The organism is Bacillus sp. 2175 (assembly GCF_057812155.1).
The window spans coordinates 53,988-80,000 of sequence record NZ_CM173819.1; the positions used below are offsets into that span (position 1 = coordinate 53,988).

General features: G+C 36.4%; 24 protein-coding genes and 2 tRNA genes. All 26 read left to right on the forward strand.

The genetic code is table 11. The features are described from left to right. Nucleotides 1-15: 15 nt before the first annotated feature. A complete protein-coding gene (mfd, locus tag ACXKY9_RS00300) occupies nt 16-3,546 on the forward strand; it encodes a transcription-repair coupling factor (RefSeq protein ID WP_000579678.1) in 3,531 nt (1,176 codons plus the stop codon). Between the two features lie 136 nt (nt 3,547-3,682). Further along, nucleotides 3,683-4,219: a stage V sporulation protein T gene (gene spoVT, locus ACXKY9_RS00305; RefSeq protein ID WP_000648302.1), complete on the forward strand. Its 537-nt coding sequence runs from the start codon at nt 3,683-3,685 to the stop codon at nt 4,217-4,219. A gap of 230 nt (nt 4,220-4,449) precedes the next feature. Then, on the forward strand, nt 4,450-6,051 hold the full coding sequence (locus ACXKY9_RS00310; RefSeq protein ID WP_000387589.1) for a putative polysaccharide biosynthesis protein: 1,602 nt from the start codon (nt 4,450-4,452) through the stop codon (nt 6,049-6,051). Between the two features lie 12 nt (nt 6,052-6,063). Then, nucleotides 6,064-7,524, forward strand: a complete 1,461-nt coding sequence (gene yabN, locus ACXKY9_RS00315) for a bifunctional methyltransferase/pyrophosphohydrolase YabN (RefSeq protein WP_000014241.1) — start codon at nt 6,064-6,066, stop codon at nt 7,522-7,524. Nucleotides 7,525-7,538: 14 nt separating this feature from the next. Beyond that, a complete protein-coding gene (locus ACXKY9_RS00320; protein ID WP_001234876.1) occupies nt 7,539-7,814 on the forward strand; it encodes an RNA-binding S4 domain-containing protein in 276 nt (91 codons plus the stop codon). A 58-nt stretch (nt 7,815-7,872) separates the two neighbouring features. Then, a complete protein-coding gene (yabP, locus tag ACXKY9_RS00325; protein WP_001059104.1) occupies nt 7,873-8,181 on the forward strand; it encodes a sporulation protein YabP in 309 nt (102 codons plus the stop codon). Next, nucleotides 8,178-8,831, forward strand: coding sequence for a spore cortex biosynthesis protein YabQ (gene yabQ, locus ACXKY9_RS00330; RefSeq protein ID WP_000059777.1), 654 nt, complete (start codon nt 8,178-8,180; stop codon nt 8,829-8,831). The genes yabP and yabQ overlap by 4 nt, the downstream gene beginning before the upstream one ends. Then, complete coding sequence (divIC, locus tag ACXKY9_RS00335) at nt 8,828-9,187, forward strand: cell division protein DivIC (protein WP_001208739.1); 360 nt, start codon at nt 8,828-8,830, stop codon at nt 9,185-9,187. The genes yabQ and divIC overlap by 4 nt, the downstream gene beginning before the upstream one ends. Nucleotides 9,188-9,274: 87 nt before the next feature. Beyond that, complete coding sequence (locus ACXKY9_RS00340) at nt 9,275-9,760, forward strand: S1 domain-containing RNA-binding protein (protein WP_000021451.1); 486 nt, start codon at nt 9,275-9,277, stop codon at nt 9,758-9,760. A gap of 159 nt (nt 9,761-9,919) precedes the next feature. Beyond that, nucleotides 9,920-9,993: transfer RNA gene (locus ACXKY9_RS00345), tRNA-Met, on the forward strand. Nucleotides 9,994-10,006: 13 nt separating this feature from the next. After that, nucleotides 10,007-10,078: transfer RNA gene (locus tag ACXKY9_RS00350), tRNA-Glu, on the forward strand. Between the two features lie 259 nt (nt 10,079-10,337). Then, on the forward strand, nt 10,338-12,809 hold the full coding sequence (gene spoIIE / locus ACXKY9_RS00355; protein ID WP_001123552.1) for a stage II sporulation protein E: 2,472 nt from the start codon (nt 10,338-10,340) through the stop codon (nt 12,807-12,809). Nucleotides 12,810-13,039: 230 nt separating this feature from the next. After that, on the forward strand, nt 13,040-14,470 hold the full coding sequence (gene tilS, locus ACXKY9_RS00360) for a tRNA lysidine(34) synthetase TilS (protein ID WP_000655467.1): 1,431 nt from the start codon (nt 13,040-13,042) through the stop codon (nt 14,468-14,470). Then, nucleotides 14,467-15,009, forward strand: coding sequence for a hypoxanthine phosphoribosyltransferase (hpt, locus tag ACXKY9_RS00365; RefSeq protein ID WP_000981844.1), 543 nt, complete (start codon nt 14,467-14,469; stop codon nt 15,007-15,009). Before tilS ends, hpt begins: the two co-directional genes overlap by 4 nt. Before the next feature lie 85 nt (nt 15,010-15,094). After that, nucleotides 15,095-16,996, forward strand: a complete 1,902-nt coding sequence (gene ftsH / locus ACXKY9_RS00370) for an ATP-dependent zinc metalloprotease FtsH (RefSeq protein ID WP_001079670.1) — start codon at nt 15,095-15,097, stop codon at nt 16,994-16,996. A gap of 244 nt (nt 16,997-17,240) precedes the next feature. Further along, nucleotides 17,241-18,029, forward strand: coding sequence for a type III pantothenate kinase (locus ACXKY9_RS00375; protein WP_000578368.1), 789 nt, complete (start codon nt 17,241-17,243; stop codon nt 18,027-18,029). 6 nt (nt 18,030-18,035) lie between these two features. After that, nucleotides 18,036-18,911 carry a redox-regulated molecular chaperone HslO gene (gene hslO / locus ACXKY9_RS00380; RefSeq protein WP_000656372.1) on the forward strand — a complete coding sequence of 292 codons (876 nt, stop codon included), beginning with the start codon at nt 18,036-18,038 and terminating at the stop codon, nt 18,909-18,911. 113 nt (nt 18,912-19,024) lie between these two features. After that, entirely contained in the window at nt 19,025-19,948 is a 924-nt protein-coding gene (gene cysK, locus ACXKY9_RS00385; protein ID WP_001261719.1) for a cysteine synthase A, read from the forward strand. 222 nt (nt 19,949-20,170) lie between these two features. After that, nucleotides 20,171-21,568, forward strand: coding sequence for an aminodeoxychorismate synthase component I (gene pabB, locus ACXKY9_RS00390; protein WP_001189719.1), 1,398 nt, complete (start codon nt 20,171-20,173; stop codon nt 21,566-21,568). Between the two features lie 5 nt (nt 21,569-21,573). Continuing rightward, nucleotides 21,574-22,161 carry an aminodeoxychorismate/anthranilate synthase component II gene (gene pabA / locus ACXKY9_RS00395; protein ID WP_000602296.1) on the forward strand — a complete coding sequence of 196 codons (588 nt, stop codon included), beginning with the start codon at nt 21,574-21,576 and terminating at the stop codon, nt 22,159-22,161. After that, nucleotides 22,155-23,027, forward strand: a complete 873-nt coding sequence (gene pabC, locus ACXKY9_RS00400; RefSeq protein WP_000909872.1) for an aminodeoxychorismate lyase — start codon at nt 22,155-22,157, stop codon at nt 23,025-23,027. Before pabA ends, pabC begins: the two co-directional genes overlap by 7 nt. Further along, entirely contained in the window at nt 23,002-23,862 is an 861-nt protein-coding gene (gene folP, locus ACXKY9_RS00405) for a dihydropteroate synthase (protein ID WP_038413903.1), read from the forward strand. The genes pabC and folP overlap by 26 nt, the downstream gene beginning before the upstream one ends. Continuing rightward, nucleotides 23,863-24,225 (forward strand): dihydroneopterin aldolase, encoded by a 363-nt coding sequence (gene folB, locus ACXKY9_RS00410; RefSeq protein WP_000358062.1) that lies wholly within the window; start codon nt 23,863-23,865, stop codon nt 24,223-24,225. Beyond that, on the forward strand, nt 24,222-24,737 hold the full coding sequence (folK, locus tag ACXKY9_RS00415; protein WP_001059448.1) for a 2-amino-4-hydroxy-6-hydroxymethyldihydropteridine diphosphokinase: 516 nt from the start codon (nt 24,222-24,224) through the stop codon (nt 24,735-24,737). Before folB ends, folK begins: the two co-directional genes overlap by 4 nt. After that, entirely contained in the window at nt 24,689-24,892 is a 204-nt protein-coding gene (locus ACXKY9_RS00420) for a helix-turn-helix domain-containing protein (RefSeq protein WP_000387024.1), read from the forward strand. Before folK ends, ACXKY9_RS00420 begins: the two co-directional genes overlap by 49 nt. 23 nt (nt 24,893-24,915) lie before the next feature. Further along, nucleotides 24,916-25,914, forward strand: coding sequence for a tRNA dihydrouridine synthase DusB (dusB, locus tag ACXKY9_RS00425; protein ID WP_000912251.1), 999 nt, complete (start codon nt 24,916-24,918; stop codon nt 25,912-25,914). Nucleotides 25,915-26,013: the final 99 nt, after the last annotated feature.

Genomic DNA, 26,013 nt, shown 5'->3' on the forward strand with positions numbered 1-26,013 from the left:
AGAGGAGTTTTAAAAATGATAGGTTTATTAGAGCAATTTTATAAAAATGAAGAGATACAATCGGTTATTAATGGGTTAGAAGATGGGTTAAAAGAACAACTTATATCAGGGATGGCAACGTCTTCTCGTTCATTATTAATGGCGGCTTTATATAAAAAAACAAAAAAATCACAATTAATCGTGACACATAACTTATACCAAGCACAAAAAGTACATGAAGATTTAGTGGCGTTACTTGGTGAAAAAGATGTGTGGTTATATCCAGTGAATGAACTGATAGCATCGGAAATTGGAGTTGCAAGTCCAGAATTGAAGGCGCAACGTATAGAAGTGTTAAATCGCTTGGCTGCGGGAGAGAATGGAATCATTGTAGCGCCAGTGGCAGGATTGCGTAGATTTTTACCAATAAAAGAATTGTGGAAGCAAAAGCAAGTTGAAATCAATCTAGGGCAAGAGATTGATTTAGATGCGCTCTTGCATACTTTACATCATATTGGCTATGAACGTAAGTCGATGGTAGAAGCTCCAGGGGAGTTCAGTTTGCGTGGGGGAATATTAGATATTTATCCTTTAACTGAAGAACTACCATTTCGTATTGAATTCTTTGATACAGAAGTCGATTCTATTCGATTATTTGATGTGGATGAACAGCGTTCTCAAGGTAAAAAAGAAAACGTTAGGTTTGGTCCGGCAACAGAGTTTTTATTTTCACAGGAAGAATTAAAATCAGGAATTCAGCATCTTGAAGAAGGCTTGACTAAGACGATGCAAAAACTTTCTGATGATAAACTAAAGACTAAAGTGCTTGAGACGGTAAGTCATGAAATTGAGATGTTGAAAAACGGGCAAAGTATAGAACAGATGTTTAAATACTTATCTATTTTCTATAAAGAACCTGCTAGTCTGATAGATTATTTACCAGAAGATGGTGTTGTAATTTTAGATGAGATTTCCCGTATTCAAGAAACAGCATCACATCTTGAAACAGAAGAGGCGGAATGGTATATATCACTTCTTGGTGAAGGAACAATTATTCAAGATTTATCTTTCTCTCACCCATTCGAGGGGTTTCTTCATCATAAAAAAAGAAGTTTTGTATATTTAACGTTATTCTTGCGTCATATCGCACACACACATCCGCAAAATATTGTTAATGTAACATGTAAAACAATGCAAGATTTCCATGGACAGATGAATTTGTTAAAAACAGAAATTGATAGATGGAATGAAGGGCATTTTACGACTGTTGTACTCGGAACAGATGATGAACGTGTGAAAAAATTACAACATATTTTAAGTGATTATGATATTGAGGCAGATATTGTAGAAGGTACAGATATTTTATTGCCTGGAAGGTTACAAATTGCTGTAGGTGATTTACATGCAGGATTTGAAATGCCGATGCAAAAGCTTGTTGTCATTACTGAAAAGGAGCTTTTTCATAAGAAAGTTAAAAAATCACAACGTAAACAAAAGCTATCGAATGCTGAACGTATTAAAAGTTATTCGGAATTAAAAGTTGGAGATTATGTAGTTCATGTAAATCATGGTATAGGTAAATTTTTAGGTATTGAGACATTAGAGATTAATGGTGTTCATAAAGATTATTTAAATATTAAATATCAAGGTAATGATAAGCTATACGTTCCAATTGAACAAATTGATCAAGTTCAAAAATATGTAGGATCTGAAGGTAAGGATCCGAAAGTTTACAAATTAGGTGGTAATGATTGGAAAAAGGTTAAAACGAAAGTTGAAAAATCTGTACAAGACATTGCGGATGACCTAATTAAACTATATGCTGAGCGCGAAGCTTCAAAAGGCTATGCATATACGCCAGATACGGCAGAACAACAAGAGTTCGAATCATCTTTCCCATACCAAGAGACAGAGGATCAGTTACGTTCTATTGACGAGATTAAAAAAGATATGGAACGCGGACGCCCGATGGATAGGCTCCTTTGTGGTGATGTAGGGTATGGGAAGACTGAAGTGGCTATTCGTGCGGCATTTAAAGCGATTATGGATGAAAAACAAGTTGCAATTTTAGTACCGACAACGATTCTTGCGCAGCAACACTATGAAACAATTCGAGAGCGTTTTCAAGATTATCCAATCAATATAGGCTTATTAAGTAGATTCCGTACGAGGAAACAACAAAATGAAACAATTAAGGGCTTAAAGGATGGAACAGTAGATATTGTAATCGGAACACATCGTATTTTATCTAAAGATGTTACTTATAAAGATTTAGGGCTTCTTATTATTGATGAAGAACAAAGATTTGGTGTGACACATAAAGAAAAAATTAAACAATTGAAGGCGAATGTTGACGTATTAACATTAACGGCAACTCCGATTCCGCGGACGCTTCATATGTCTATGCTTGGTGTGCGCGACTTATCTGTTATTGAGACACCACCAGAAAATCGTTTCCCAGTCCAAACGTATGTAGTCGAGTATAATCCAGCGTTAATGCGAGAGGCGATAGAGCGAGAGCTTGCAAGAGGTGGTCAAGTTTACTTCCTATATAACCGTGTAGAGGATATTGAAAGAAAAGCAGATGAAATTTCGATGTTAGTTCCAGATGCCCGCGTAACCTACGCACATGGGAAAATGAACGAAAGCGAATTAGAGTCTGTTATGCTATCATTTTTAGAAGGACAGCATGATGTTCTTGTAAGTACAACAATTATTGAGACGGGTGTAGATATTCCGAATGTAAATACGTTAATTGTATTTGATGCAGATCGTATGGGATTATCACAGTTGTATCAGCTTCGTGGGCGTGTTGGACGTTCTAATCGTGTTGCATATGCATACTTTGCATATAAACGTGACAAAGTGCTGTCAGAGGTTGCAGAGAAGCGTCTACAAGCAATTAAAGAGTTCACGGAACTTGGATCTGGTTTCAAAATTGCGATGAGAGATTTATCTATTCGTGGAGCAGGTAATTTGTTAGGGGCAGAACAGCATGGATTTATTGATTCTGTCGGATTTGATCTATATTCTCAAATGTTAAAAGATGCAATTGAACAGCGTAGAGGAACAGATGGGGCTGAAAATATAGTTAATGTTGAAATTGACTTAGAGGTAGATGCATACTTACCAGATGCTTATATTTCAGATAGTAAGCAAAAAATTATGATGTATAAACAATTTAGAGGTGTTTCTGCAATTGAGGATATTGAAGAATTGCAGGAAGAAATGATCGATAGATTTGGCGATTATCCACAAGAAGTTGGTTATTTATTACAAATTGCAAATATTAAAGTGTTGGCAATGAAAGAACAAATTGAATTAATTAAGCAGAATAAATTTGAAGTAACATTCCTGTTTTCTGAACAAGCAAGTCAAAATATTGATGGTGGAAAATTATTCATGCTCGGAAATAGTTTTGGACGTATGATTGGTTTAGGAATGGAAGGATCACAATTGAAAATTGTTATGAAAACAAATGGCTTAGAGACATCGAAGTGGTTAACGATTGCTGAAAATTTATTAAAAGGCTTACCAGATGTAAAAAAAGAAGTAATAAATGCCTAAAATAAGATAAAAAAATACAATTCGACGTGCATAGAAGAACTAATGTGTAAAATACTATATCTAACAGTTGGTGATTTTTACATGAACAGGTAAATTCACCACTTTGATCATCAGTAGAAAGTGAGGCAGCATTAGAATGAAAGCAACTGGAATCGTACGTCGAATTGATGATTTAGGCAGGGTCGTAATCCCGAAGGAAATTCGTAGAACTTTACGTATTCGAGAAGGAGACCCACTAGAAATATTTGTTGATCGCGATGGAGAGGTAATTTTAAAGAAGTATTCTCCAATTAGTGAGCTAGGTGATTTTGCAAAAGAATATGCTGATGCTTTATATGACAGCTTAGGACATAATGTGCTTGTGTGTGATCGAGATTCTATCATCGCAGTATCAGGCGTATCGAAAAAAGAATACTTAAATAAAAGTGTTGGCGATTTAATTGAAAAAACGATGGAAGAACGAAAGTCTGTTATTATGACGGATGAAAGTGATATTTCCATTATTGATGGTGTAACAGAAAAGGTTCATTCTTATACAGTTGGACCAATTGTTGCAAACGGAGATCCGATTGGAGCCGTCATTATTTTTTCAAAAGAAGCTATTATAAGCGAGATCGAGCATAAAGCGGTTAATACTGCTGCCAGTTTCTTAGCGAAACAAATGGAACAGTAAGGGTATATTGATTTTAGAAGTAGCAATCTTTCCTAATTATGATCTTTCTTTTTGAGAAATCAATTATTTGGAGATATATGTATATTGAATGAAGGTAGCACTTTGCTACCTTTTTTCGTTGAATATTTTTAACGTGTAGGAACTCATTATTACCCGTGTTGGGAAGGGAGTTTGTTCTTTTCTTTATGATATAATACGAGAGGTGAGAATAGAAAAAGGAGTTTTCTTGTATGGAAGCGAAGAAGTATCAAGCCTTTTGGCGTGGGGCTATTATATTAACGATTGCAAGTTTCGTTACAAAAGTATTAAGCGCTTTTTACCGTATTCCATATCAAAATATAGCGGGGGATATTGGGTTTTATATTTACCAACAAATTTACCCGTTTTATGGATTTTGTTTAATTTTAGCTACTTATGGATTTCCTGTTATCATTTCGAAAATGGTTGCAGAACGATTAGAGCGGGGAAAACAAAAAGAAGCAGAAGAAATTATTTGTGTATCTTTTTGGTTCTTATTAGGAATTGGTTTTATAGGCTTCTTTACATTGTTTTTTGGGGCCGAAACAATTGCGGTAGCTATGGGCGATATACACTTAGATAAGTTACTACGTGTTATTTCATTTTCATTCTTATTGATGCCATTTTTGTCTGTAGCAAGAGGGTATTTTCAAGGATTTAATAATATGATGCCAACGGCTGTTTCGCAAGTAATAGAACAAACAATTCGAGTTTCTATTATTGTATTTTTATCGCTATTCCTAATTGCTCACGGATTTGATTTATATACAGTTGGTGCAGGAGCTATGTTAGGCTCAATTGCGGGTGGTCTTATTGGGATTATTGTACTTATATTGTATATGCGTCAAGATTTTCGTTCTATATTCTTCAAAAGTGCAGCGAGAATTAAGGGTAAAAGGAAGATAGTTAAAATCCTTTTTTGGCAGGGGTTAGCGATTTGTGTTAGTAATTTAGTGCTTATTTTTATACAGATGGCTGATTCAGTGTCCTTTTACAGCTTACTTATTGGTGCGGGAGAACAGGCTGAAAATGCAAAGGTATTAAAGGGTGTTTATGATAGAAGTATTCCGCTAATGCAATTAGGTACTGTTGTGACGACTTCTTTCTCGTTGTCACTTATTCCGATTATTACAGCGGCGAAGGAAAGAGGAGATCTTTCCTTTATTCAAGAAAAGGTAAAGTTAGCAGTGAAAATAACATGTGTTATTGGACTTGCAGCAGCTATTGGACTAACTTGTATTATTCAACCTACGAATATTATGTTGTTTGAAAACAGTGATGGATCAGATGTTTTATCTATTTTATCGTTATCTATTTTATTTAGTTCATTGTCAATTACGACAGCTTCTATTTTACAAGGATTGGGGCAAACGTTTAAGCCAGCATTATTTGTTGTATTTGGAGGTTGCTTAAAGTTAGCGTTAAATTATATATTCATGCCTTATTTTGGTGTGAAAGGTGCAGCCTTTGCGACTTTATGTGCGTTAATTATAATCTCTGGACTAAATACTTTGTTGCTTACGAGAGCTGTATCAGGGTCACTTATCAATAAGCGAAATATGTTAGGGATAGTAATTAGTGGTATCTGTATGGGATTTGTATTAATGATGTTCACACGTGTGTTACAGATGTCTGGATTAGTAATTGATATGGAACATAGAGGAAGCGCGACACTTGAAGCGTTGTTAGGTGTAGCCATTGGCGGATTGACATATATGTTTTTTATTTTGAAATTACGTGTATTTACAAAAAAAGAATTAGGAACCGTTATGAAACAAGAGAAAAAAGAAGGTTCATTGAAGAAGAGTGGATAGAGGTGACTGGTTGTGAGTGGAATCATTACTATTTTAGGTTTAGGAGCTGGTGAATTAGATCAGCTAACGATGGGTGTATATCGAAAAATAAAAGAAGCAGACCATCTGTTTGTTAGAACGAAAGAACATCCAGTTATAGAAGAATTGGAGAAAGAAGGCGTACAATATACGTCTTTTGATGCTGTATATGAAGCACATGATACGTTTGAAATTGTATATGAAACAATTGCGAATAAATTGCTAGAACAAGCTGAAGGTACAGAAATTATCTATGCTGTTCCCGGGCATCCACTTGTAGCAGAAAGAACAGTTCAGCTACTGTTGGAAAAAGGAGAAGTTTCAAATGTTGAAGTGCGAATTGAGGGTGGACAAAGTTTCCTTGATCCTATGTTTGCAAGTCTAAAGATTGATCCGATTGAAGGATTCCAATTACTTGATGCTACATCATTTGAAAGAGGGCAATTAGAACTGCGTCAACATTTAATCTTTTGCCAAGTATATGATGCATTCGTTGCATCTGATGTGAAATTAACATTAATGGAGATGTTACCAGATGATTATGAAGTGTATATCGTAACAGCTGCAGGAACTTCATTTGAACAAGTAAAGAAGGTACCGTTGTACATGTTAGATCATGAAACGGAATTGAATAATTTAACGAGTGTGTACGTGCCGCCAGTTCAGGAGCGTGCGTCCTTGTATCAACAGTTTGATGTTCTTAGAGAAATTATTGCGGAACTTCGTGGTCCAAATGGTTGTCCGTGGGATAAAAAGCAAACACATCAATCATTAAAGAAATATTTAATTGAGGAAGCTTATGAAGTGTTGGAAGCAATCGATGAAGAGGATGATGATCACTTAGTAGAAGAATTAGGTGATATATTATTACAAGTTATGCTTCATGCTCAAATCGGAGAAGATGAAGGTTGGTTCTCTATAGATGATATCATTCGAACTCTATCTGAGAAAATGGTTCGTCGCCATCCGCATGTGTTTGGAAATACGGATGTAAACAGCGCTGATGAAGTGATTGCAAATTGGGAAGAAATTAAAAAACAAGAAAAAGGATTCGTGAAAGAATCTGTTTTAAATGGCGTTCCCAAAAGTTTGCCGCAGTTACTACGCGCCTATGAAATTCAGAAGAAAGCTGGTAAGGTTGGATTTGATTGGGTTGATGTGCAACCGATGATAGAGAAAGCTTTGGAAGAATGGCAAGAGTTCCAACAAGAGGTTACAAATATGGATGAGAAAAAGATGCTGGGTGAGTTTGGTGATTTACTATTTGCATTTGTTAATATAGCTCGTCATTACAAAATAGATCCAGAAGAGGCGTTACGTTCAACTAATGAGAAATTTACTGGTCGTTTTTTATACATGGAGGCAAAAGTAGCTGAAATGAATAAAGAGATGAAAGATTTATCATTAGAACAGTTAGATGTTTTATGGGAAGAAGCGAAACAGACAGAGCGTTAATAGGGGGATTTGATATGCGTCTAGATAAGTTTTTAAAAGTATCACGTTTAATTAAAAGAAGAACATTAGCGAAAGAAGTAGCTGATCAAGGAAGAATATCTATTAATGGTCAAGTGGCAAAAGCAAGTTCTGATGTGAAAGTAGCTGACGAATTAACAATTCGTTTTGGTCAAAAAATAGTGACTGTGAAAATAAATGAATTAAAAGAAACAACTAAAAAAGAAGATGCAGCAAATATGTATAGCTTAGTTCGTGAAGAAAAAGTAAAAGCGGAAGAAGGCTTGTTCTAAAATCATTTATCCCCTCATACATTACTATTAGCTAGTAAAAACCTATGGGGGGATTTACGTGAATAATGGTTACTCACCTACGTCTTCTAATCAACAAAATGTTTCTGTAGAGCATGACATTATTATGCGTGGCAGGCGTATAATTGATATTACCGGTGTGAAGCAGGTAGAGAGTTTTGATAGCGAAGAGTTTTTACTAGAGACCGTAATGGGTTTTTTAACAATTCGTGGTCAAAATTTACAAATGAAAAATTTAGATGTGGAAAAAGGTATTGTGTCGATTAAAGGGAAAGTTAATGAGATGCTGTATATTGATGAAAATCAAGGGGAAAAAACTAAAGGTTTCTTTAGTAAGTTGTTTAAATGAGCTTAACAATTCAGTTGTATACAATGCTTTCAATGATTGGAATGGGTGCTTGGATTGGAGCGTCTTTAGATACATATCAACGTTTTTTAAAGCGCCAAGAACGTAAACGTTGGCTTGTATTTATACATGATATATTATTTTGGATTGTCCAAGCATTATCCGTCTTTTATGTATTGCTTCTCGTAAATGAAGCTGAGCTACGTATATATGTGTTTTTGGCATTATTATGTGGTTTTGCGGCATATCAAAGCTTACTGAAGGCACTATACATGAAGCTGTTAAATTTTCTCATCTATATTTTTATGCAAACAACATATTTTTTTGTTCGAATTATACAGCTACTCATGATAAAACCTGTTATTATTATAGCGCAGCTATTTATTGCATTTATATTATTCTTATTTCGTATACTGCTTTCAATTGGACATGTGTTATGGAAAATGGTGATTTGGATATTACTTTTCATATGGAAAGTTTTTTTCTGGCCTGTTCGATTTATTGCTTCGCTCATATGGAAACTTCTCCCTAATCGTGTTAAACTTTTTATAGTGAAACATATAGGGTTCCTGCAATATATAGCAAAATTGAAGGGACATATCTTCCAACTATGGGAGCATATAAAAAAGAAGTTAGGGGGACCTCGGAAATGAGGGAACTGAGACAAAGAACAATCGAAAAACAGAGTCCAAATCCTGTTAAAGAGCATATAATACAAACGGATGAGAACAGGAAGCGACTTTATCGCCGTTTAGCGGTTTTTCTTGTCTTTACTTTTACAATTATTGCGAGTATTAGTGTAACGTTTTATCAACAAAACAGTTCCATTAAAGCAAAAGAAGCAAAAGTTAAGGACATGAAAAAAGAACTGGATTCATTAACGAATAAAGAAAAAAGTCTAAAAGACGAAGTTCAAAAGTTAAATGATGAAGAGTACGTATTAAAGATTGCTAGAAGGGATTATTTCTTCTCTGGTAAAGGGGAGATAATTTTTCCTGTTTCTAAGTAGAGTATGTCTTATTGACACTATATTTTAGGATTATATATAATAAAGTAAAATTTGACTTTTTAACCACTAAGGAGGAGCATTTTTTTTATGTCAATCGAGGTAGGCAGCAAGTTACAGGGTAAAGTAACAGGTATTACAAATTTTGGGGCTTTTGTGGAGCTGCCAGAGGGCTTAACGGGTCTTGTTCATATTAGTGAAGTTGCTGATAACTATGTAAAAGATATTAACGATCACTTAAAAGTGGGCGACCAAGTAGAAGTAAAAGTTATTAATGTTGAAAAAGATGGAAAGATTGGTTTATCTATCAAAAAAGCGAAAGAACGTGAAAAAACAGAAGGAGATCGTCCACGCGGTGAATACCAACGCGGTGGTGATCAACAACGTTCTGGACGTCCACAACGTAATAATCGCTCTTTCAACAGAGATAATCGCGGTGGCGGTAACGACCGAGCTCCGAAAGAAACATTTGAGCAAAAGATGGCACGCTTCTTAAAAGATAGCGAAGATCGTTTAACTTCTTTAAAGCGTAACACAGAGTCTAAACGTGGTGGCCGTGGCGCGCGTCGCGGATAATAAGGACGTTTAGTTTTTAACATATAGAGAGGTACCCAGAGTGATGGCTCAGGGTGCTTTTTTATATGTTAAAAATATTTTTAAAAAAGTTTTTGAGATGTGTTGACTTTAATTAGTATCTGATGTAAGATACTAATTGTCCGTTAAATAAGACGACATGGCGGTGTAGCTCAGCTGGCTAGAGCGTACGGTTCATACCCGTGAGGTCGGGGGTTCGATCCCCTCCGCCGCTATATTTAATTTAACGGCCCGTTGGTCAAGTGGTTAAGACACCGCCCTTTCACGGCGGTAACACGGGTTCGAATCCCGTACGGGTCATCTAAAAAGATCATGCAAATTTGCATGATCTTTTTTTGTTAAATAAATTAAGATATACAACACTTCTACAAAATCACCCTATATTTTCTGAATATTTAATTAAAATCTCAAAAATAACTTACATACCGTGTATATCTGTAGAGTTATTTCGAATAAAAAGTCGAACGATTATAAAAGTGAAAACTGTTGTTTTGACAAAAAAACCAACAATCATCTTTTATAATGACAGTAATTAAACTATGCAGGTGGTGTTAAAAATATGCCTAAAGCAGGAAGGAATACTATGAATACAAGTGCATTGGCAATGAATGAGAGTCAGCTTGGAGGAATAAAGTGGACGAGTAAGTTGCGAATGAAATTTGAGCAAGTTTTCTTTAGATGGGGATTTATTATTGTTGTTATTGGTTTTCTTTTGGGACGAGCATATATATTAACAAATATTTTACCGTTTGCACTGCCATTTTTTGCTGCTGTTTATGTTATGAAGCGGGATAAGATGCCGCTAGCATTTTTAGCTCTAATGGGAGGAGCTCTTTCGGTATCGATAGATAATTTGTTTTTTACCTTTGCATCTATCTTTACCTTCTTCATTTATAATATCTTCTTTAGTCGATTTACACGTAAAACTGTTGGACTTGTTCCATTTCAAGTATTTATCTCCGCATTAACCGCACACTTAGTTGTTGTATATTTTGCGCAACAAACTGTCACCATGTACGATTTACTCGTTAGTACCATTGAGGCTGGGCTTAGTTTCGTATTAACTATGATATTTTTACAAAGCGTCCCGCTTTTAGTGGAAAGGAAAGGAAAACAACAGGCATTAGAGACGGAAGAAATTGTTTGTTTGATTATATTACTAGCATCTGTTTTAACGGGTACAACAGATTGGTTTGTATATGATGCTTCTATTCAACATATTTTTACAAGGTATTTAGTGCTAGTATTTGCATTTATTGCAGGTGCTGCCACAGGATCCACAGTAGGGGTTGTAACAGGACTAATATTAAGTTTAGCAAATGTGTCTAGCTTGTCTCAGCTTAGCCTTCTTGCTTTCTCTGGATTGCTTGGTGGATTGTTAAAAGAAGGGAAGCGTTTAGGTGTTAGTTTAGGTTTATTAATTGGGACAAGCTTAATTACATTATATGTGGACAAACAGACAAATATTGTAACAACTTTAATTGAGTCAGGTGTAGCGATTGTTATCTTCTTATTAACACCGAAGCTTGTTTTGGATCGTATTGCTAAATTTATGCCAGGTACACAAGAGCATTCGCAAGACCAACAACAATATTTAAGAAGGATGCGTGATGTTACAGCAAATAAAATCAACCAATTTGCAAATGTATTTGCTGCTTTATCTAATAGCTTTTCTGTATATGGGTATGTAGAGGAAGAAGATAAAGAGACAGAAGCAGATTTGTTTTTGAGTACAATTACTGCGAAAACATGTCAAACATGCTTTAAAAAGGATCAATGCTGGGTAGTGAATTTTGATAAAACGTACGATTATATGAAACAAATAATGAATGAAACGGAAGAAGGAACCCTGCAACATAATCGTAAATTAGTTCGTGAGTGGGACAAGCATTGTGTGAGAGGGAAAAAAGTGACGGATTTAGTAGCGGGTGAATTAGATCACTTCTATGAGGGACAAAAATTACGAAAACAAATGAAGGAAAATCGTAGAATAGTAGCGGAGCAACTATTAGGTGTATCAAAGGTTATGGAGGATTTTGCTAAGGAGATACAACGAGAGCGTGAAAATCATCAAGTGCAGGAAGAACAGATTATGCAAGCATTCCGTGATTTTGGTGTCGAAGTAGAGCATGTTGATATTTATTGTTTAGATAGAGGAAGTATTGATATTGAAATGTTAATTCCAGTTGCATCTAATGAACATGGTGAATGTGAAAAGTTAGTTGCACCGATGCTTTCGGATATCCTTAAAGAAAATATTGTCGTTAAACATGAAGAAAAGTCTTCTTATCCAAATGGCCATAGTTTAATATCATTTGGTTCGGCGAAGACGTATTCTCTTGATACAGGATTGGCTACAGCTGCAAAAGGCGGTGGATTTGTTTCGGGTGACTCTTATGCGATGATGGATTTAAGTGTTGGTAAATATGCACTTGCAATTAGTGATGGTATGGGGAATGGGCAAAGGGCTCATATGGAAAGTAAGGAAACGGTGAAATTATTACAAAAAATACTCCAATCGGGCATTGATGAAGAAATAGCAATTAAGTCTATCAATTCAATTCTTTCTTTGAGAACGACAGAAGAGATGTTTACGACGTTAGATTTAGCTATGGTAGATTTGCGGGATGCGAGTGCAAGGTTTTTAAAGATTGGATCGACGCCGAGTTTTGTTAAACGCGCAAATAATATTTTGAAAATTGAAGCAAGTAATTTGCCGATGGGAATCATTGAAGATGTTGAAGTTGATGTGGTGGGTGAACAATTAAAAACGGGCGATATTCTTATTATGATGAGCGATGGGATTTTTGAAGGAGCACAGCATGTGGAGAATCATGAATTGTGGATGAAACGAAAAATTAAAGAATTGCAAACCGAAGACCCGCAAGAAATTGCTGATATCATTATGGAAGAAGTGATTCGCTCTTGTGATGGTTATATAAATGATGATATGACTATTGTAGTGGCAAAAGTGAAGAAAAATATGCCGAAGTGGGCTACGATTCCGATTGTAGGAATGCAGGCGCAGTAAAATGTAAGTGGAATGTTTATCTATAATTTGATTTTAAAAACCTAGGTGAATACCTAGGTTTTTTTGTGGAAAAAGGTAATGTTATTAATTTTGTGAATATACACGGAGGATGTAAGATAAAAATGTAATTTTTGTATATCTTTTTTTTGCACAATGTTTGTAAAAGTTGTACCATTGTAGACAAGGCAACTAACGTTGCTGTTCTTGTTTAATGAAAGGTGATTACGAAGTTGAAAGATACATTTGTTGAAAAAGTAGATGACTTTGTAAAGCAGCATGATGTATTAAAGAATGATTCAACAATTGTTGTGGGAGTTTCTGGTGGTCCTGACTCGTTAGCGCTTTTATATTATTTATTAGAAAAAAGAGCGGAAAAACAGTTGAAAATTGTAGTAGCTCATGTGGATCATATGTTTAGAGGTGATGAATCTCATGAGGATTTACGGTTTGTGCAGGGCCTTTGTGAAGAACTGGGAATTATTTGTGAAACGATAAGGATTAATGTATCACAATATCAACAGCAATACGGAATGAATGCACAGGTTGCTGCTAGAGAATGCAGATATGCATTTTTGGAAAGAATAATGAAGAAATATGATGCAAGATATGTTGCTCTTGGACATCATGGAGATGATCAAGTCGAGACAATTTTAATGCGTCTTGTAAGAGGGAGTACTCCGAAAGGATATGCAGGAATTGCAGTGAAGCGTCCTTTTCATAATGGGTATTTAATTAGGCCGTTACTTGGGGTAACGAAGGAAGAAATTGTTGATTACTGTAATAAGCTAAATTTAATGCCACGTATAGATCCGAGTAATAAAAAGGAAGTATATACAAGGAATCGATTACGTAAATATGTCCTTCCTCATTTGAAAGAAGAAAATCCACAAGTGCATGAGAAATTCCAAAAATTTAGCGTGCAGATGCAAGAGGATGAGGCTTATTTGCAGGAATTAGCTTTTGAGAAAATGAATAAAGTAATTACAAAAAAAAGTGATAAACAAATTAGCTTATCAATTCCTGCCTTTGAATCCATGTCTATGCCTTTACAAAGAAGAGGGATTCAACTAATATTAAACTATCTTTATGAATATAAGATTCCATCTTCTCTTTCTTCCATACATATTGACAAGGTGATTGAGTTTTTTAAGCGGACACAACCTTCAGGTTCACTTGATTTTCCAGGTGATTTGAAAATTGTTCGTACATACGAGGAGTGTAGCTTTAGATTTAAACAAGAAATTGTTTCTCCTTTTTTACAAGATTTATCAGTACCCGGGACCATTACGCTATTGAACGGGGATGAATTTGTAACAGAGGTGAGCGAAGATATACCAAGTAACATGAATGAAACAGTATTTGTTGCTAAGTATAATGATATATCATATCCACTTCGTATTCGTTCTAGGGAAAATGGAGATCGCATGTCAATACAAGGTATGAATGGCACGAAAAAGATAAAAGCTATTTTTATCGAAGCAAAAGTACCGAAAGAAAAAAGAGAAGAATGGCCGGTCGTTTGTGATGCAAGTGGGACCATTATTTGGGTACCCTTGTTGAAGCGATCTGCATTTGCAATTTCGAAAGAGATGGCAAAGAAGGATAAATATATGATTATTCACTACAAAAGCAAGGAGTCTTCCGGGAGGATAATGAAATGATGAATCAAGATATCGAAAAAGTATTAATTTCTGAAGAGCAAATACAAGAAAAGGTGCGCGAACTAGGTGCAATTGTTGCAGAGGATTATAAAAACACAGTACCTCTTGCAATTGGTGTATTAAAAGGCGCAATGCCATTCATGGCAGATTTATTAAAGAGAACAGATACATATCTTGAAATGGATTTTATGGCTGTATCTAGTTACGGTCACTCTACAGTTTCAACAGGCGAAGTGAAAATTTTAAAAGATCTTGATACTTCTGTAGAAGGTCGCGATATTTTAATCGTCGAAGATATTATTGATAGTGGTCTTACACTAAGCTACTTAGTAGACTTATTCAAATATCGTAAAGCGAAGTCTGTAAAAATTGTTACATTATTAGATAAGCCAACAGGCCGTAAGGTTGATCTGAAAGCGGATTATGTTGGATTTACTGTTCCACATGAATTTGTAGTAGGATATGGATTAGATTATAAAGAGCAGTACCGTAATCTTCCTTATGTAGGCGTATTAAAACCAAGCGTTTACTCAAATTAATTAAATATAGGCTTCACAATTGTATAGGAAAGTTTTTCTATGTTACGATTTACTATAGTGTTTATGCCGTGAGAGGAGGTTAGGAATGAATCGTATCTTCCGTAATACCATCTTTTATTTACTGATATTCTTAGTAGTAATTGGAATCGTGAGCTATTTTAATGGTTCGACACAAAAAACGACATCAGTTAGCTACGACAAATTCATTACTAAACTAGAAAGCGGTGAAGTGCGTAATGTGCAACTTCAACCGAAAAATGGTGTATTTGAGGTAAAAGGACAATTTAATAACTCTAGCCAAGGAGAACAATTTGTTACTTATGCACCAAATACTGAGGAATTACAAAAGAAAATTAATGATAAAGCGAAAGGTGCCGAAGTTAAGTATCAACCAGCAGAAGAAACAAGTGCCTGGGTAACATTCTTTACTTCAATCATTCCATTTGTCATCATCTTCATTTTATTCTTCTTCTTATTAAACCAAGCTCAAGGCGGCGGTAGCCGTGTTATGAACTTCGGGAAAAGTAAGGCGAAGTTATATAATGATGAAAAGAAAAAAGTTCGTTTCAGAGATGTTGCTGGTGCGGATGAAGAGAAACAAGAACTTGTTGAGGTAGTTGAATTCTTGAAAGACCCTCGTAAGTTCTCTGAAGTTGGTGCTCGTATTCCAAAGGGTGTCCTATTAGTTGGACCTCCAGGTACAGGTAAAACTTTATTAGCACGTGCTGTTGCAGGTGAGGCTGGCGTTCCATTCTTCTCTATCAGTGGTTCTGACTTCGTAGAGATGTTTGTCGGTGTCGGTGCATCACGTGTACGTGATTTATTTGAAAATGCAAAGAAAAATGCTCCTTGTATCATTTTCATTGATGAAATTGATGCAGTAGGGCGTCAACGTGGCGCAGGTCTTGGTGGTGGCCATGATGAGCGTGAGCAAACGTTGAACCAATTACTTGTTGAAATGGATGGATTCGGTGCAAACGAAGGTATTATTATCATCGCTGCGACAAACCGTCCTGATATTCTTGATCCAGCATTATTACGTCCAGGTCGTTTTGACCGTCAAATTACAGTAGATCGTCCAGATGTAAATGGCCGTGAAGCTGTACTGAAGGTGCATGCTCGTAATAAACCGCTTGATGAGAATATCAACTTAAGAGCAATTGCAACTCGTACGCCAGGATTCTCTGGTGCTGATCTTGAAAACTTATTAAACGAAGCTGCTTTAGTAGCTGCGCGTCAAGATAAGAAGATAATTGATATGAGTGATATTGATGAAGCAACGGATCGCGTTATTGCAGGTCCGGCTAAGAAAAGTCGTGTTATCTCTGAAAAAGAACGTAATATCGTTGCTTTCCATGAAGCGGGTCATACTGTAATTGGTGTTGTTCTTGATGAAGCTGATGTCGTTCATAAAGTAACAATTGTCCCTCGTGGTCAAGCTGGTGGATATGCAGTAATGCTTCCGAAAGAAGATCGTTACTTCATGACAAAGCCAGAGTTACTTGATAAAATCACTGGTTTACTTGGTGGTCGAGTAGCTGAGGAGATTGTATTTGGTGAAGTGAGTACAGGTGCTCACAACGACTTCCAACGTGCGACGGGCATTGCAAGACGTATGGTTACAGAATTCGGTATGAGTGATAAGCTTGGACCAATGCAATTTGGTAGTTCGCAAGGTGGTCAAGTGTTCTTAGGAAGAGACTTCCATTCAGAGCAAAACTACAGTGATGCAATTGCGCACGATATCGATGTAGAAATGCAAACGATTATGAAAGAATGTTATGCTCGTGCAAAAGACATTCTTACTGAAAATCGTGATAAGCTAGATCTTATTGCAAAAACGTTACTTGAAGTAGAAACGTTAGATGCTGAGCAAATCAATCATTTATGTGATTACGGCAGATTGCCAGAACGTCCAACATCTTCAGATGATGTGAAAGTAAACATCAACATGAAGAAAGACGATGAAGATAAAGAAGATAAGTAAGAAACGAAGGAGTGACTATCGTCACTCCTTTTTTGTTTGTTAAAACCTTTGTTAATTACTATTGAGAACTTAGTGGATAAAGTAATTTAAGTAAAACTAGTATTAAAAATTGAAATAGAGAGCAATCTTTTTGTAAAATGATGAGGATAGGAAAGCTGATTATATAAGTATGTGTGATATGATGTTTTTATAAGTTTTATACATACTGCACAAATATAGATTAAATAAGATAAGTGGTGAGAATATGATTTTTGTATTGGATGTAGGGAACACAAATGCTGTACTAGGTGTGTTTGAAGAGGGGGAACTTCGTCAGCATTGGCGCATGGAAACAGATCGTCATAAGACAGAAGATGAATATGGAATGCTTGTAAAGCAATTGCTTGAGCATGAAGGTCTTTCGTTTGAAGATGTGAAAGGTATTATTGTGTCTTCAGTCGTACCACCAATTATGTTTGCTTTAGAGCGCATGTGTGAAAAATATTTTAAAATTAAACCGCTTGTAGTAGGGCCTGGGATAAAAACAGGGCTAAATATTAAATATGAAAATCCGCGTGAAGTAGGCGCAGACCGAATTGTAAATGCAGTAGCAGGAATCCACTTATATGGAAGTCCGCTTATTATTGTTGATTTTGGTACGGCTACTACATATTGTTATATTAACGAAGAAAAGCATTATATGGGTGGAGTTATTACGCCAGGAATTATGATTTCAGCAGAGGCTTTATATAGCAGAGCAGCAAAACTTCCTCGTATCGAAATTACAAAACCAAGCAGTGTAGTTGGGAAAAATACAGTAAGTGCGATGCAATCGGGTATTCTTTATGGTTATGTTGGACAAGTGGAAGGTATTGTTAAGCGTATGAAAGAAGAAGCTAGACAAGAACCTAAAGTTATTGCAACAGGTGGATTAGCAAAATTAATTTCCGAAGAATCGAATGTAATTGATATTGTAGATCCATTTTTAACGTTAAAAGGTTTATACATGTTATATGAACGTAATGCAAATTTACAGCATGAGAAAGGTGAATAAATACGTATGAAAGATTATTTAGTAAAAGCGTTAGCGTTTGATGGAGAAGTGCGTGCGTATAGTGTACGTACAACAAATACAGTAAGTGAGGCGCAAAGACGTCATGATACATGGAGAACAGCTTCAGCGGCACTAGGGCGTTCTTTAACTGCGGGTACAATGATGGGCGCAATGTTAAAAGGTGAGCAAAAGTTAACGATTAAGGTAGAAGGTAACGGTCCGATTGGTCCTATCTTAGTAGATGCTCATGCAAATGGAGATGTACGTGGTTATGTAACGAATCCGCATGTTGATTTTGAAGGAACAGAACAAGGGAAGTTACGTGTATATCAAGCGGTAGGTACAGAGGGGTTTGTAACTGTAATTAAAGATATTGGAATGCGTGAGCCGTTTATTGGTCAATCTCCAATCGTTTCAGGAGAATTAGGAGAAGACTTTACGTATTATTTTGCAGTTTCTGAACAAACGCCTTCTTCTGTAGGTGTTGGTGTTCTTGTAAATGGAGATGATAGCATATTAGCGGCAGGTGGATTCATCCTTCAAATTATGCCGGGTGCGCAAGATGAAACGATTTCATTTATTGAAGACCGTTTACAAAAGATTCCACCTGTATCAACGTTGATTGAACAAGGACTTTCTCCGGAAGAGCTACTATATGCAGTTCTTGGAGAAGATAAAGTAAAAGTATTAGAAACAATGGATGTTCAATTTAATTGCACATGCTCACGCGAGCGTATTGAGAGTGTGTTAATTAGTTTAGGTAAAACAGAGTTAGAGCAAGTTCGTGAAGAAGAGGAAGAGACGGAAGTTCACTGTCATTTCTGTAATGAACGATACAAGTTCTCTAAAGAAGATATTACAAATTTAATCGAGAATTTGTAATAAGGGAATTAAGAGGAGCAATCCTCCAAATGAATTGACAAACAGGGAATTTTCTGACAAAATCTAAATATAGATAAAACCAATAAAAATACTCGGTGTTAGGAGTGACAGGAATGCGAGTGGCACAATCAGTTTCAGAATTAATCGGGAAAACGCCGATCGTTAAGTTGAACCGCATCGTAGAATCAGACAGCGCAGATATATACTTAAAATTAGAATTTATGAATCCGGGGAGTAGCGTTAAAGATCGTATCGCATTAGCTATGATTGAAGATGCTGAAAAAAATGGATTATTAAAAGAGGGCGATACAATCATTGAGCCGACAAGTGGTAACACAGGAATTGGTTTAGCGATGGTAGCGGCTGCTAAAGGATATAATGCAATCTTAGTAATGCCAGAAACAATGAGTATTGAGCGTCGTAATTTATTACGTGCTTACGGTGCGGAATTAGTATTGACTCCAGGGCCTGAAGGAATGGGTGGAGCAATTCGTAAAGCGACTGAATTAGCAAAAGAGCATGGCTACTTTATACCACAACAGTTCAAAAACCAATCGAATCCAGAAATTCACCGTTTAACAACAGGTCCAGAAATTATTGAACAAATGGGTGACCAATTAGATGCGTTTATTGCAGGTATTGGTACAGGTGGAACGATTACTGGTGCTGGTGAAGTACTGAAGGAAGCGTATAAAGATATTAAAATTTATGCAGTAGAACCTGCAGATTCACCAGTATTATCTGGTGGGAAACCAGGTCCACATAAAATCCAAGGAATTGGGGCGGGATTTGTTCCGGAGACGTTGGATGTAGAAGTATATGATGAAATTATTCAAGTGAAAACAGAGCAAGCATTTGAATATGCGAGAAGAGTGGCTAAAGAGGAAGGTATTTTAGTTGGTATCTCTTCAGGCGCAGTTATTTATGCAGCAACAGAAGTTGCGAAAAAGTTAGGTAAAGGGAAAAAGGTACTTGTTATTATCCCGAGTAACGGTGAACGTTATTTAAGTACACCACTTTATCAATTTGAATCATAATTAAACGCGATTGAAAAAGCATCCTTGAAAAAGGGTGCTTTTTCTTTTGGGATTGGAAATAGGAAAAGAGTGAATGACTAGAAAACTTCATGTAAAATAAGAGGTAGTATAATTAAATTATTTTCACTAGCCTTCGAGTATAATCAATCTCTATATAAATAACTTATGTAGTTTGAGCTGGTTAATCTAAGAGGGTGGGATAAAAGAAGACGGGGTGTTGATATGCAACGAAGAAAATCTTTAGCGCTTTCTATTCCATATCAGTTAGATTTCTTTAAGCAATATAAATTTCTTTCTCAGGGTAAATCGCAACATATTTTGTTAGAAAGTGGCCGTGGCGGTCGTTATAACATTGTAGGGCTGAACCCAGTAGCGGTAATCCGAGGGAAGGATGAAACGTTACATATAAGTGAAAGTGGTAAGGAAACAATAAAACGAGGGAATCCGTTAGATTTAATGCAAGAATATATGGAACAATGGAAGACGGACTATAACCCAGAGTATCCGCCTTTTCAAGGTGGTGCAATTGGCTATTTCAGTTATGACTGTATCCGTTATATTGAAAAGCTGCCTTCTCTTGCGGAAGATGATATTAATATACCTGACATCTTCTTTTTATTATTTGATGACGTATTTGTCTATGATCAAAAAGAACAAGTGTTATGGGTTATTACGCATTATGTAGATAAATATGAAGAGGCAAAAGAACGGCTAAATGAGTGGAAGAGTCTTTGGATGACAGAAGCGCCTGAAGTGACTGTGCCCTTTGAAAGTCCTGAAAAGAAAAGTGAAGCAGTTGCTTTTACTGAAGCCGGCTTTATGAAGGCAGTTGAATGTATTCAAGAATATATTGGGGCGGGTGATGTGTTCCAAGTAAACTTGTCGACGAGACAAGAAAGAACGTTACAGACACACCCACTAGAAATTTATACAAGTCTTCGTGAAATTAATCCATCTCCATATATGGGTTACCTGGAGCTTGGGGATTTTCAAATTGTTAGTGGATCGCCAGAGTTGTTAATTAAGAAACAAGGAACTGAAGTAAGTACAAGACCAATTGCTGGAACGAGATCTAGAGGCGCGGATGAGCAAGAGGATGAAGAATTAGCAAGAGAATTAATTGAGAACGAAAAAGAAAGAGCAGAGCATGTAATGCTTGTGGATTTAGAAAGAAATGATTTAGGACGTGTTTGTAAATATGGCACTGTAGAAGTAGATGAATTTATGGTAATTGAGAAATACTCACATGTTATGCATATTGTTTCTAATGTGCGTGGTGAGGTGGAAGAAGATAAAGATGCTTTTGATTTAGTGAAGGCTGTATTCCCTGGGGGAACAATTACTGGTGCCCCGAAAATACGTACGATGGAAATTATTGAGGAATTAGAACCTGTTCGAAGAGGGATTTATACAGGTTCAATCGGTTGGATTGGTTATTCTGGAGATACAGAATTGAATATTGTAATTAGAACACTTCTTGCTAAAGATGGAAAAGCTCATGTACAAGCAGGGGCGGGAATTGTAATTGATTCAAATCCAGAAAATGAATATAAAGAGTCGTTAAAAAAGGCGATTGCTTTATGGCGTGCAAAAGAACGTAGCGAAGAAACGGTTAGGTGAGAGAAATGATATTAATGATTGATAATTATGATTCTTTTACATTTAATTTAGTGCAGTTTCTTGGAGAACTTGGACAAGAGCTCGTTGTTAAACGTAACGATGAAGTGACCATTTCAGATATTGAGAATATGAAACCAGATTTTCTAATGATTTCTCCAGGTCCATGTAGTCCTAATGAAGCGGGGATTAGTATGGAAGTTATTAAATACTTTGCTGGAAAGATTCCGATTTTTGGAGTTTGTCTAGGGCATCAATCCATTGCACAAGTGTTTGGTGGAGAGGTTGTCCGTGCAGAACGATTAATGCATGGGAAAACGTCGCTTATGCATCATGATGGAAAGACGATTTTTTCGGATATTCCTAATCCGTTTACTGCGACGCGCTATCATTCCCTTATTGTTAAGAAAGAGACGTTACCCGATTGCTTAGAGGTAACATCTTGGACAGAGGAAGGAGAAATTATGGCACTTCGTCATAAGACATTGCCGATAGAGGGTGTGCAATTCCATCCGGAATCTATTATGACTTCTCATGGGAAAGAGTTGTTACAGAATTTCATTTGTAAATACAGTCCAAGTGCAACGTTATGTTAATTTACGTAAATGGTCAGTATGTAGAAGCAAGTGAAGCGAAAATTTCTCCTTATGATCATGGTTATTTATATGGTCTTGGAGTTTTTGAAACGTTTCGTATTTATAATGGTCACCCTTTCTTATTGGATGATCATTATGACCGTTTAATAGAAGCGCTGGATACATTGCAAATTAAATGGACAATGACAAAAAATGACGTGATGCTTATTTTGAAAGATTTACTCGCTAAGAATGAATTGAAGCATGCATATGTACGTTTTAATGTATCAGCGGGTATAGATGAAATAGGATTACAAACGGAAATGTATGAAGAGCCTTCGGTTATTGTTTTTATAAAACCTTTAACAGCTCCAGGAGATGTAGTGGAAAAAGAAGGTGTTATTCTAAAACAAGTGCGAAATACACCGGAAGGAACATTTCGTCTGAAGTCTCATCATTATTTAAATAATATTTTAGGGAAGCGTGAAATTGGAAATGTTGTGAGTAAGGAAGGTATTTTTCTTACTGAAGCAGGTTATGTTGCAGAGGGTATTGTTTCCAATCTATTTTTTGTGAAAGGTGATGTTTTATATACACCTTCGTTAGAGACAGGGATTTTAAATGGTATCACTCGTGCGTTTATTATAAAGAGTGCTGAAGAATTAAATATAGAAGTAAAGGAAGGTTTCTTTACAAAAGATGAGCTGCTTTCAGCGGATGAAGTCTTCGTAACAAACTCCATTCAAGAAATTGTTCCGCTTTATCGTATAGAAGCGCAGGATTTCCCGGGTAAAGTAGGAGTGGTTACAAAAAGTTTAATGTACCTTTATGGAATGCAAAGAGAGAAATTATGGAGCAAAAATGAATTACGAAGAGGAGATGTGTAGTTTGAAGTGGGATTATGATTTACGCTGCGGCGAATATACATTGAATTTAAATGAAAAGACATTAATTATGGGGATTTTAAATGTAACACCAGATTCGTTTTCTGATGGTGGGAGTTACAACGAGGTAGATGCTGCGGTACGTCACGCAAAAGAAATGCAAGGTGAAGGTACTCATATTATTGATATTGGTGGCGAATCTACTCGCCCGGGTTTTGCTAAAGTATCAGTAGAAGAAGAAATAAAGCGAGTTGTCCCGATGATTCAAGCAGTTTCAAAAGAAGTAAAATTGCCTATATCTATCGATACATATAAAGCTGAAGTTGCAAAGCAAGCAATTGAGGCTGGTGCTCATATTATTAATGATATTTGGGGAGCGAAGGCGGAGCCGAAAATTGCTGAAGTCGCAGCTCATTACGATGTACCCATCATTTTAATGCATAACCGCGATGACATGAATTATCGTAATTTAATGGCGGATATGATTGCTGATTTGTATGACAGTATTAAAATTGCTAAAAATGCTGGTGTGCGAGATGAGAATATTATTTTAGATCCAGGTATCGGTTTTGCTAAAACACCTGAGCAGAACTTAGAGGCGATGCGTAATTTAGAACAGTTAAATGTGCTAGGTTATCCGGTTCTCTTAGGTACTTCGAGAAAGTCCTTTATTGGGCACGTATTAGATTTGCCAGTAGAGGAACGCCTTGAGGGAACGGGAGCTACTGTTTGTCTTGGTATTGAAAAGGGCTGTGAGTTTGTTCGTGTCCATGATGTGAAAGAAATGGCGCGTATGGCTAAAATGATGGATGCGATGATTGGTAAGGGGGTAAGGTAATTGGATAAAATTTATATCCATGATATGGAGTTTTATGGTTATCATGGCGTGTTCCCAGAGGAGAATAAATTAGGTCAGAGATTTAAAGTTGACTTAACGGTGGAGTTGGATTTAAAGCGTGCAGGGGAAAGTGATGACTTAGAGCATTCGGTCAATTATGGAGAGCTTTTCGAATTATGTAGAAAAGTTGTTGAGGATAGAAAGTATAAGCTTGTGGAGAGTATCGCTGAAAATATTGCTGCAGATATATTAAAACAATATGAAAGTATTTCGCGCTGTACAATTAAGGTAATTAAGCCGGATCCACCGATACCGGGTCATTATCGTGCTGTAGCAGTAGAAATTACGAGAGAACGTCCATGAACAATATAGCTTACATTGCATTAGGATCAAATATTGGAGAGCGTTATACGTATCTAACCGAAGCGATTCAGTTTTTAAATAAAAATCCTTATATTCAGGTTGATGATATTTCATCTGTATATGAAACTGAGCCAGTTGGCTATACTGACCAAAGTTGCTTTTTAAATTTAGTTATAAAAATTTCTACCAATTTATCACCACAAGAATTATTGAAAGTAACACAAAAAGTAGAAAATGACCTAGGAAGAAAAAGGGAAATTAGGTGGGGGCCGAGGACTATCGACCTTGACATTTTACTTTATAATCAAGAGAATATTGAAGCAGAGAATCTTATTGTTCCGCATCCGCGGATGTTTGAAAGAGCTTTTGTTATCGTTCCGTTGTTAGAAATTAATCAAGACATAAAACAAAACATTTCATGTTCACAAGTAGAAGAAATGAAAAGGCGAGAGGGAGTAACGGTATGGAAGCAGAAAAATGGGGAAGGCGCATTCGTGCTTTTCGAAAGCTAAAAGGTTACACACAAGAAGGTTTTGCTAAAGCACTAGGGGTATCTGTATCTGTTTTAGGTGAGGTTGAGAGAGGGAATAGATCGCCTTCTCAAGATTTTGTAGTAGAAGTTGCTAAGGCATTAAATGTTTCGATAGAGGAATTAATGCCAAAGTGATTGTACAGGAAGGAGTAGATTGATTGTTAAAGATTGCAAATATCGAGATGAAAAATCCGGTTGTACTAGCACCGATGGCGGGAGTGTGTAACTCTGCATTCCGTTTAACAGTAAAAGAATTTGGTGCCGGATTAGTTTGTGCTGAAATGGTAAGTGATAAGGCAATATTACTTAATAATAAAAGAACATTAGATATGTTATATATCGACGAGAGAGAAAAGCCATTAAGTTTACAAATTTTTGGTGGAGAAAAAGAAACTCTTGTAGATGCTGCGAAATATGTAGATAAATATACGACAGCAGACATAATTGATATTAATATGGGTTGTCCAGTGCCGAAAATCGTTAAATGTGATGCTGGAGCAAGGTGGCTTTTAGACCCGAATAAAATATATGAAATGGTAGCAGCGGTTGTAGATGCTGTTGAAAAGCCGGTTACAGTTAAAATGCGTATCGGTTGGGATGAAGAACATATTTTCGCAATAGAAAATGCTAGGGCTGTTGAGCGTGCTGGTGGCCAAGCTGTGGCGGTTCACGGACGTACACGAGTGCAAATGTATGAAGGAAAAGCGGATTGGGATATTATTAAACAAGTAAAACAATCTGTAAATATCCCGGTTATCGGAAATGGTGATGTCGCAACGCCGCAAGATGCAAAGCGTATGCTTGATGAAATTGGTGTAGATGGTGTTATGATTGGTCGTGCTGCTCTTGGAGATCCGTGGATGATTTATCGTACGGTAAAGTATTTGGAGACAGGTGAATTAATGCCGGAACCAACAGTGCGCGAGAAAATTGATGTATGTATGTTGCATCTAGATCGTCTTATCGACTTAAAGAATGAAAGTGTCGCTGTAAGAGAGATGAGAAAACATGCAGCTTGGTATTTAAAAGGTGTTCGTGGTAATGCGAGTGTACGTAATGGTATTAATGCTTGTAACACACGGGAAGACCTTGCGAATGTGTTAGGTACATTTGTAGAAGAAGTGGAAGCGAAACAACAAACAATTTACGTTGGTTAATAATGGACATAGGAGATTGACATTCTTCTATACACTTCCTATAATTACGTGAAAGAAAGAAGAGCTGCCAGTTAGTTGCTGGCAGTTTTTCTAGTTGAG

Excerpts from the sequence above, each read along its gene's own strand:
- mfd (WP_000579678.1), top strand. The coding sequence starts at position 16 with ATGATAGGTTTATTAGAGCAATTTTATAAAAATGAAGAGATACAATCG.
- spoVT (WP_000648302.1), top strand. The coding sequence starts at position 3,683 with ATGAAAGCAACTGGAATCGTACGTCGAATTGATGATTTAGGCAGGGTC.
- ACXKY9_RS00310 (WP_000387589.1), top strand. The coding sequence starts at position 4,450 with ATGGAAGCGAAGAAGTATCAAGCCTTTTGGCGTGGGGCTATTATATTA.
- ACXKY9_RS00320 (WP_001234876.1), top strand. The coding sequence starts at position 7,539 with ATGCGTCTAGATAAGTTTTTAAAAGTATCACGTTTAATTAAAAGAAGA.
- yabQ (WP_000059777.1), top strand. The coding sequence starts at position 8,178 with ATGAGCTTAACAATTCAGTTGTATACAATGCTTTCAATGATTGGAATG.
- divIC (WP_001208739.1), top strand. The coding sequence starts at position 8,828 with ATGAGGGAACTGAGACAAAGAACAATCGAAAAACAGAGTCCAAATCCT.
- ACXKY9_RS00340 (WP_000021451.1), top strand. The coding sequence starts at position 9,275 with ATGTCAATCGAGGTAGGCAGCAAGTTACAGGGTAAAGTAACAGGTATT.
- spoIIE (WP_001123552.1), top strand. The coding sequence starts at position 10,338 with ATGCCTAAAGCAGGAAGGAATACTATGAATACAAGTGCATTGGCAATG.
- hpt (WP_000981844.1), top strand. The coding sequence starts at position 14,467 with ATGATGAATCAAGATATCGAAAAAGTATTAATTTCTGAAGAGCAAATA.
- ftsH (WP_001079670.1), top strand. The coding sequence starts at position 15,095 with ATGAATCGTATCTTCCGTAATACCATCTTTTATTTACTGATATTCTTA.
- ACXKY9_RS00375 (WP_000578368.1), top strand. The coding sequence starts at position 17,241 with ATGATTTTTGTATTGGATGTAGGGAACACAAATGCTGTACTAGGTGTG.
- hslO (WP_000656372.1), top strand. The coding sequence starts at position 18,036 with ATGAAAGATTATTTAGTAAAAGCGTTAGCGTTTGATGGAGAAGTGCGT.
- cysK (WP_001261719.1), top strand. The coding sequence starts at position 19,025 with ATGCGAGTGGCACAATCAGTTTCAGAATTAATCGGGAAAACGCCGATC.
- pabB (WP_001189719.1), top strand. The coding sequence starts at position 20,171 with ATGCAACGAAGAAAATCTTTAGCGCTTTCTATTCCATATCAGTTAGAT.
- pabA (WP_000602296.1), top strand. The coding sequence starts at position 21,574 with ATGATATTAATGATTGATAATTATGATTCTTTTACATTTAATTTAGTG.
- pabC (WP_000909872.1), top strand. The coding sequence starts at position 22,155 with ATGTTAATTTACGTAAATGGTCAGTATGTAGAAGCAAGTGAAGCGAAA.
- folP (WP_038413903.1), top strand. The coding sequence starts at position 23,002 with ATGAATTACGAAGAGGAGATGTGTAGTTTGAAGTGGGATTATGATTTA.
- folK (WP_001059448.1), top strand. The coding sequence starts at position 24,222 with ATGAACAATATAGCTTACATTGCATTAGGATCAAATATTGGAGAGCGT.
- ACXKY9_RS00420 (WP_000387024.1), top strand. The coding sequence starts at position 24,689 with ATGGAAGCAGAAAAATGGGGAAGGCGCATTCGTGCTTTTCGAAAGCTA.